Here is an 8,285-nt window from a genome sequence, read left to right as displayed (position 1 = left end):
AAGCTTTTTTAATTGGCTAATTGAAAAATCCAATATTCTGAGAGCCGCTAAAGTAAGAGCAACTAAAGGTTTGATCGCTCATGTCTTTGGTGCTATCGCAGCAGCTCTCCTCTTTTCGTTCTTTTAACCCATTATTCGCATATCATCCAATTTCGTAGGGGCAACCCTCGCGGTTGCCCTCATATCATTGTGGTCACCCACACAATTATCCCAAAATACAGGTCAAAGCCAAAAGTACAAATACGGCAAATAAAAAGCCGTAAACATACCATTTAAAGCCATCGCCAGCGCCGCAGCTGCTGCCATCAAGTCACTTTCTTGCTGCACTCTAGCCGTGCCAATGCCGTGTGAAACCGTGCCAATCGCAAGACCAGTAGCCATCTCATCTTTAACTCCTACGCGGCGCAAAAAAGGCAAACCCCATACTGCACCCATGATTCCACTCAGCAATACAAAAGCTACCGTCAGCGAAGCTTCGCCGCCCAGGGCTTTGGTCAACTCCAGTGCAATGGGCGTTGTAACCGCTTTGGTCGACATGGCTTGGACAAAGGGTTCAGGCAATTCCAGCCAGCGGCTCAGGTACACGCCCACCACCACATTGACCAGCCCGCCTGTACAAACTGCCATAACAATCGCCAGCGCCTTCTTTTTTAAAGCAGCCGTTTGTTCATACAAAATCAAAGCCAGGCAAATAACGGTAGGTGAAAGCATAAAGACCAGCGTACGGGTAGCCTCCAGATAGTCTTCCACCTTTCCTCCCCCAACTTGTAGCACAATGGCAATCAGGATAATGGCCACCAGAACAGGATTGAGCCAGGATTTGCGGTACTTCAAAAAAAGCTGCTGCCCCCACAGGTATGCACCCAGCGTGAGGCCGATCATCAAGGCCGGTTCATGGAAAGGATTCATCGATTCAGCAGTTTGAACACCAATATTGTAGTCAATCCGCTGAGTGCGGAAGTGACGACCACCAGCAGAGCCAGCTTCCAACCATATTGGAACATCCGTTCAGCGTGCAACAAAATGCCCAAGCTGGGCGGCACAAAAAAAACGCCCATGATGCCCAAAAAACCTTTGGCACTGGGTTGTACAGAGGCGTACGAAACCCATTTCAATTGCAAAGCTACCCACAATGCCAGCATGCCAATCACAGCACCAGGTATAGGTAGCCTTACCAATTGGGAGATGGTTTCACCCAAGGCCCAAAACATAAAAATCAGGAATAAGCCCCGCAGAATGTCCACTTAGAGCTTTTCAACGTCGTAGACCAGGTAATTGGTTTTGCCTTGCCAAGGCATGGCACTTACTTTTTTGCGGTAAAAGAGTTTCACCCTTTGCCCTTGCAATACATCCAGTTTTTCTGCCACTGCAGCACTGGGCACGGAAAAATTCCAGCCGTTCATCGCTTGGGTCTTGCTATCTGGGGCAATGTTAGGGTTCAAATTAATGGTCCCCGTATTCAGGTTTCCTTCGTGTGTTTTGAACAAAATCCCTTTGTAAGTGATGTTGGTCAAGGTACCACTAGTGGTTCCTTTACTCACGGTGAAATTGCAATAAACGAATATATAGCCCATGAAACCTACAAAAACCAGCAACAACGCCCACAAAAGAAGGCGGCGCAATCTTTTGCCAATGTTTTGGGTACCTTCTTTGACAACCTGTTCGAATTCGCTCATGACTAAATGGTTTTGAGTGATAAAATTACAACTATTGAGACGCATTTTCCAGTCCAAGGGAACTTTTAGCGCCCCACTTGTGTTTTTTTTTTGAAAAAATTAATGCAGCGTTTGGATAAAAGGAAAACATCGCTGTATATTTGCGCACGCCTTCTGAAAAAGGCAAGTTCTTTACATGGTGTGGTAGCTCAGTTGGTAGAGCACAGGACTGAAAATCCTGGTGTCGCTGGTTCAATTCCTGCCCGCACCACCACTTTTATCTTATGATTACTTTTTTTGCACATACTCATCATCATCATGGCTTACCTTCGTAAGGCAAATGGCTAATGAGTATGCTGCGTTAAATCAGTATTAAATCTCAAAAGAGGTCTACCATTTGTCGGTAGACCTCTTTTTTTTTTGTCCCAACTCAAGAGCATTTAATTTTTTTGCTCCAAACAAGCACAAAACACGATGTCAACCAAACTCAAAATTGCCGTGCAGAAATCCGGGCGTCTGCAAGAGGACTCGCTGGAAATGCTGCGAGAATGCGGGGTGCGGGTCGATAATGGCCGCGATCAACTCAAAGTATCCGCCTCCGGCTTCCCGATGGAGTTGTTTTTTCTTCGCAATTCAGATATTCCGCAGTACGTCGCCGATGGGGTGGCCGATGTAGCGATTCTGGGACAAAATACGGTGACTGAAAAAGAAAAAGACCTGGAGGAAGTTTTGCCATTGGGTTTTGCCCGCTGCCGACTCTCCCTGGCGGTTCCCAAAGGCACCCTTTATACGGGCATCAATTGGATGCAGGGCAAAAAAATCGCCACCTCTTACCCCAATACCCTCCACGCTTTCCTCCAAAAACAAAACATCCAGGCGGAGATCCACGAAATTGCCGGATCGGTAGAAATTGCTCCGAATATTGGACTAGCTGATGCGATTTGTGACCTAGTGAGTTCAGGCAATACTTTATTTATGAATGGCCTGGAAGAAAAAGAGGTGCTGCTCAAATCAGAAGCCGCTATTTTTGCCAGCCGCAACATGAAGCCCGAAGCCCGCGAATTACTAGATAAATTGCTCTTCCGTTTTAAGTCCGTTCTGGCCGCCCGCAACAACAAGTACCTACTGATGAATGCGCCAAATGATGCGCTGGAAGCCATCATCAATATCCTACCCGGCATGAAAAGCCCTACCGTAGTGCCCCTTGCTGCCGAAGGTTGGAGCAGCGTGCATACTGTAATCAGCGAAGATCGTTTTTGGGAAATCATCGACCAGCTTAAGGCGGTTGGGGCGCAAGGAATTTTGATCATTCCGATTCAAAAGATGATTCTTTAGCAATCAGCTGTCAGCTATCGGCTATCGGCTATCTGTGCTTCGAGGATTTTGGAACTCAACACAACATGAAAAGGTACACCTATCAAGATATTGTTTCTACTCCAGCATTACTGGCACGGCCTGTAATGACTGCCGCTAATTTGGATGCCATTGTGGGACAAATCCTGCAAGACATTCGAGAACGTGGAGACACGGCGGTAAAAGAGTATACCCAAAAGTTTGACAAAGTGACGCTGGATCACTTGGAAGTAAGCGCAGCAGAACTAGCCGAAGCAGAAACACTACTCGACCCGGCCCTCAAAACGGCGATTCAAACAGCCAAAAGCAACATCGAAACCTTCCACGCCCGCCAGCAGAGCCAGCCGGAAGTGGTAGAAACCATGCCTGGGGTATTTTGCTGGCGCAAAAACGTGGGCATCGACAAAGTGGGTTTGTACATTCCCGGAGGAACGGCACCACTTTTTTCTACCGTATTGATGCTGGGGGTGCCTGCTAAATTGGCGGGTTGTAAAGAGATTATTTTGTGCTCACCGCCCAATGCAGCAGGCAAAATTCACCCTGCCATTTTGTACGCTGCTCAAGTAGTTGGGGTAACCAAAATTTTCAAGGCTGGTGGGGTACAGGCCATTGGCGCTCTGGCTTATGGCACTGAAAGTATTCCCAGGGTATACAAAATTTTTGGCCCGGGCAATCAATATGTGACGGCAGCCAAACAACTGGTCAGCCGCGAAACAGTCGCCATTGATATGCCGGCGGGCCCTTCAGAGGTGCTGGTTTGTGCTGATGCGCAGGCAGATCCTGCCTTTGTGGCGGCCGATTTATTGGCCCAGGCGGAGCACGGAATTGATAGTCAAGTGGTGTTATTGGCGCTGAATACCGAGTTACTGGAAGCGATACTCCAAGAGGTAGAACGCCAGGTCGCTTTGTTGCCTCGGGCGGAAATTACCCGTAAGGCCCTGGAAAACAGCGTGGCGGTTCTGGTCAATACCCCCGAAGAAGCACTAACCTTAATCAACGATTACGCACCCGAACACTTGATTCTGGCGATGGCAGACGCCGAAGCTTTTGCGGAGCAAGTGCAAAATGCTGGTTCTGTTTTCATCGGGAATTATACCCCTGAATCGGCAGGTGATTATGCCTCCGGCACCAACCACACTTTGCCAACCAATGGCTATGCCCGTGCTTACAGCGGTGTCTCCTTGGATTCTTTTGTTAAAAAAATCACTTTCCAGCGTTTGACTGCGGAAGGTTTGAAAAACATTGGCCCAACGGTAGAAGCAATGGCGATTGCCGAGGAATTGGTCGCACACCAGCGGGCGGTGAGTATTCGATTGGAAAAGATGAAAAGTGAGCGCCTGTAAATAGCCTAAGTAATAGGGCAAAAATAAGTGTTCATTTTTTCTAAGCCAAAGGATTAGATAAGGCACTTGAAATGAACCGTTTACTTATCTAATCCTTTGGCAAAATGAACACTTATTTTTTTATCGCCCAAAAACGAAAATGATGGAAATAGCCAATTTGGTTCGTCCCAATATCCGCAAGCTGGTGCCTTATTCATCGGCGCGCAGCGAATTCAAAGGTAAGGCCGAGGTTTTCCTCGATGCCAACGAAAACCCTTTTGAAACAGGGCTCAACCGCTATCCCGATCCCCTACAATGGAAGCTCAAAGCGGCAATCAGCCAATTAAAAGCTGTGCCCGCTGAGCAAATTTTCCTGGGCAATGGCAGCGATGAAGCGATTGATTTGGTGGTGCGGATTTTTTGTGAACCCCGTCAGGATCACATCTTGATTTTGCCCCCTACCTATGGCATGTACCAGGTATCGGCAGACATCGCTGACGTGGGCCTTCGTAGTGTATCGCTTACTCCCGACTTTCAGCCCGATGTAGACGCCATCTTAGCCGCGGCAGATGAACATTCCAAAATTCTATTCATCTGTAGCCCCAACAATCCAACGGGCAACGATGTAGAATTGGAGCGCATTCGTAGCCTTTGTGCACAGTTCAAAGGGATTGTGGTGGTGGATGAAGCTTACATCGATTTTTCCAATCAAGCCAGTTGTACCTCATTACTACCCGAATTCCCCAACCTGATCGTTTTACAAACTTTCTCTAAAGCCTGGGGGATGGCGGGTATTCGTTTGGGCATGGCCTTTGCTTCTATTGAAATCATACAGCTATTCAATAAGGTAAAACCACCTTATAACATCAATCAACTTACCCAACAAATTGCCCTGGAAGCACTAGAAACCAGCCAGGATGATTACCAGCAATTGCTTTCGACACTGCTTAGCGAACGCGAGCGCTTGATCAAAGGATTGGGTGAGTTGAAATTTGTTGAAAAAATATTTCCCTCGGATGCCAATTTCATCCTGGTCAAAATGGATGACCCCAATGGCACCTATCAGTATTTGGTAGAGGAGGGGATTATCGTGCGCAACCGGAACTCGGTACACCTCTGTGCCGGAAGCCTGCGCATTACCGTAGGACGCCCCGAAGAAAACGATGCATTGTTAACTGCTTTGAACAAGAGGCCATGAAAAAAGTACTCTTCATCGACCGGGATGGAACCCTGGTTTTAGAACCCCACGATTACCAGGTTGACGCTTTGGACAAAGTGGAGTTTTACCCCCTCGTTTTTCAATACCTGGCCAAAATCGTACAGGAGTTGGACTATGAATTGGTTATGGTAACAAATCAAGACGGTCTGGGTACCCCTTCTTATCCCGAAGATACTTTTTGGCCCGCCCACAATGCCATCATAAAAGCGTTTCGCAACGAAGGCGTCACTTTTGCCGAAGAAGTCATCGACCGCACTTTTCCCCACGAAAACCAACCCACTCGCAAACCCGGTACGGCCCTACTGACCCACTACATGGATGGCAGTGTAGACCTGCCCAATTCTTTTGTAATCGGTGACCGCATTACCGACGTTCAATTGGCCAAAAACCTAGGCGCTAAAGCCATCTGGATGGTGACGGATCCTCAATTGGGTGCCGACGAAATCAGCAACGATGCGCGGAATTTGCAGGAGGTGATTGCCTTGACCTCTACCGATTGGGGCGAAATTTACCGTTTCTTCAAAGGGCGTCAACGTACCGGTAAAGTGCACCGGGTGACCAAAGAAACGGATGTATTCGTGCAGCTTGACCTGGATGGCCAAGGACGCTACAACAACCATACTGGGCTTGGCTTTTTTGACCACATGCTCGATCAATTGGCCAAACACAGCGGGGCCAATCTGGAGGTTCGGGTGCAGGGTGACTTGCACATCGACGAACACCACACCATCGAAGATACCGCAATTGCCCTAGGTGAAGCTTTCCGCCAAGCCGTGGGAGACAAGCGGGGAATGGAACGTTACGGCTCCTGCATTTTGCCGATGGACGACTGCTTGGCTACGGCTGCCATCGACTTTAGTGGTCGCCCCTGGTTGGTTTGGAGCGCAGATTATCGCCGGGAAAAGGTCGGCCAAATGCCCACCGAGTTATTTTACCACTTCTTTAAGTCCTTCAGTGATACCGCCCTTTGCAACCTCAACATCAAAGCGGAGGGCGAAAACGAACACCACAAGATCGAAGCTACGTTTAAAGCCGTAGCTAAAGCCATCAAGATGGCCGTAAAACGAGATATAAACAGCCAAGAACTGCCCTCTACCAAAGGGGTACTTTAATGTGCTGATTTTTTGATGAGTTAATTTGCTAATTCTCCATTGATTAGCCAACCCACGGATTTATCCGTGGGAGGCAACCGAGAATGGGTGTGAGTTAAAGTGTGAACGTGTGGGTGTGTTGGCCTTTCATTCCCCAGAAACTTACGCCAACCCACGGATTTATCCGTGGGAGGCAACCATAAAAAAGAACCCATGACTTTAGTCGTGGGAAAAAGAGTAGCTATGATCGCCGTAATCGACTACAACGCTGGCAACGTTCAATCCGTCCTCTTCGCCCTAGAGCGACTAGGTGTCCCTGCCATCCTTACCGGTGACCACGCACAAATTCGTGCTGCCGAAAAAGTCATCTTCCCCGGCGTCGGTGAAGCCAGCACCACCATGCACTTTCTCCGCGAACGGGGCCTGGATGAAGTCATCAAAAGCCTGACCCAGCCAACCCTGGGCATCTGTGTAGGCATGCAGTTACTATGTGCCCATTCGGAAGAAAACGACACGCCTTGCCTGGGGGTCATTCCGCAACAAGTCAAAAGATTCATCCCAGTCAATGGAGAAAAAGTACCTCATATGGGCTGGAATTCCCTGACGCGCTGTGCGGATGAAATTTTCACCCCTGAGCTCAGTGGCGAATACGTGTATTATGTTCACAGCTACTACGTGGAAGAGGGGCCTTATACCAGTGCATTGAGTGAGTATACCTTGCCCTTTAGCGCGGGTTTGCACAAAGGCAATTTTTACGCTACCCAGTTTCACGTAGAAAAATCAGGGAAAGTGGGGGAAACGATCCTCCGCAACTTCCTCAGTTTATAAAGTGGTTCAAAAAATGCAACATGCAAATCATTCCCGCAATAGACATCATTGAAGGCAAATGTGTGCGCCTCACCCAAGGCGATTACGCCCAAAAAACGGTCTACAACGAAGACCCCTTGGAAGTCGCCAAGCAATTTGAAGATGCCGGGTTGCAGCGCCTGCACCTCGTTGACCTCGATGGAGCTAAAGCCAAACGCATCATCAACTACCGGGTACTCGAACGAATCGCAGGGTCTACCAAGTTGGTGATCGACTTTGGGGGTGGCCTCAAAGCGCATGAAGACCTACGAATTGCCTTCGAATCCGGTGCTCAGCAGGTAACGGGAGGGACGGTAGCAGTAAAGGAATCCGATTTGTTCCTCGACTGGCTCAAAATATACGGCACTGAACGCATCATTTTGGGTGCTGACTTCAAAGATGGCAACATTGCGGTGAGTGGTTGGCAGGAGCAAAGCCAATTGGAGTTGTTTGCTTTTTTGCAGGATTATGTCGCCAAAGGCATCCAGTACAGCATCTCCACGGATGTGTCCAAGGATGGGTTATTGCAAGGAAGTGCCATCGATACTTACCAACGGATTCGGGAAGAATTGCCCGAGCTCAAACTCATTGCCAGTGGGGGGGTGACTACGATGAAGGAGCTGGAACGCTTGCGCGAAATTGGTTGCTACGGGGCCATCATCGGCAAGGCGATTTACGAAAACAAGATCAGTTTAATTGATTTAATGGCCTTTGGGCGATAAAATAATAAGTGTTTCATTTTGCCAAAGGATTAGATGAGTAAACGGTTCATTTTAAGTTTCTTATCTTATCCTTTGGC

At 48.3% G+C, this 8,285-nt stretch carries 9 protein-coding genes and 1 tRNA gene; 7 read left to right on the top strand and 3 right to left on the bottom strand.

Features of this window, described 5'->3' with window-relative positions; all coding sequences use genetic code 11:
* Nucleotides 1-222 precede the first annotated feature (222 nt).
* The 3 genes from ACEW9O_RS08020 to ACEW9O_RS08010 are packed head-to-tail and all read right to left on the bottom strand — an operon-like array spanning nucleotide 223 to nucleotide 1,676.
* Complete coding sequence (locus tag ACEW9O_RS08020; protein WP_373549623.1) at nucleotides 223-909, bottom strand: LrgB family protein; 687 nt, start codon at nucleotides 907-909, stop codon at nucleotides 223-225.
* Nucleotides 906-1,244, bottom strand: a complete 339-nt coding sequence (locus ACEW9O_RS08015; protein WP_373549622.1) for a CidA/LrgA family protein — start codon at nucleotides 1,242-1,244, stop codon at nucleotides 906-908. The genes ACEW9O_RS08020 and ACEW9O_RS08015 overlap by 4 nt, the downstream gene beginning before the upstream one ends.
* A complete protein-coding gene (locus tag ACEW9O_RS08010) occupies nucleotides 1,245-1,676 on the bottom strand; it encodes a hypothetical protein (RefSeq protein ID WP_373549621.1) in 432 nt (143 codons plus the stop codon). It abuts the gene before it with no gap.
* Between the two features lie 177 nt (nucleotides 1,677-1,853).
* Here ACEW9O_RS08010 and ACEW9O_RS08005 point away from each other — a divergent pair.
* The 7 genes from ACEW9O_RS08005 to hisA all read left to right on the top strand — a co-directional run bounded on the left by ACEW9O_RS08005 (nucleotide 1,854) and on the right by hisA (nucleotide 8,208).
* A tRNA-Phe gene (locus ACEW9O_RS08005) sits at nucleotides 1,854-1,929 on the top strand.
* A 200-nt stretch (nucleotides 1,930-2,129) separates the two neighbouring features.
* Nucleotides 2,130-2,990, top strand: coding sequence for an ATP phosphoribosyltransferase (gene hisG / locus ACEW9O_RS08000; RefSeq protein WP_373549620.1), 861 nt, complete (start codon nucleotides 2,130-2,132; stop codon nucleotides 2,988-2,990).
* A gap of 65 nt (nucleotides 2,991-3,055) precedes the next feature.
* Nucleotides 3,056-4,351, top strand: coding sequence for a histidinol dehydrogenase (hisD, locus tag ACEW9O_RS07995; RefSeq protein WP_373549619.1), 1,296 nt, complete (start codon nucleotides 3,056-3,058; stop codon nucleotides 4,349-4,351).
* A gap of 139 nt (nucleotides 4,352-4,490) precedes the next feature.
* On the top strand, nucleotides 4,491-5,528 hold the full coding sequence (hisC, locus tag ACEW9O_RS07990; protein ID WP_373549618.1) for a histidinol-phosphate transaminase: 1,038 nt from the start codon (nucleotides 4,491-4,493) through the stop codon (nucleotides 5,526-5,528).
* Nucleotides 5,525-6,661, top strand: coding sequence for a bifunctional histidinol-phosphatase/imidazoleglycerol-phosphate dehydratase HisB (hisB, locus tag ACEW9O_RS07985; protein ID WP_373549617.1), 1,137 nt, complete (start codon nucleotides 5,525-5,527; stop codon nucleotides 6,659-6,661). Before hisC ends, hisB begins: the two co-directional genes overlap by 4 nt.
* Before the next feature lie 192 nt (nucleotides 6,662-6,853).
* Entirely contained in the window at nucleotides 6,854-7,468 is a 615-nt protein-coding gene (gene hisH / locus ACEW9O_RS07980; protein ID WP_373549616.1) for an imidazole glycerol phosphate synthase subunit HisH, read from the top strand.
* A gap of 20 nt (nucleotides 7,469-7,488) precedes the next feature.
* Nucleotides 7,489-8,208 (top strand): 1-(5-phosphoribosyl)-5-[(5-phosphoribosylamino)methylideneamino]imidazole-4-carboxamide isomerase, encoded by a 720-nt coding sequence (gene hisA / locus ACEW9O_RS07975; RefSeq protein ID WP_373549615.1) that lies wholly within the window; start codon nucleotides 7,489-7,491, stop codon nucleotides 8,206-8,208.
* Nucleotides 8,209-8,285: the final 77 nt, after the last annotated feature.

This window comes from Haliscomenobacter sp., from assembly GCF_041740695.1.
Classification (GTDB): domain Bacteria; phylum Bacteroidota; class Bacteroidia; order Chitinophagales; family Saprospiraceae; genus Haliscomenobacter.
This window is presented reverse-complemented; position numbering and strand designations above follow the sequence as displayed.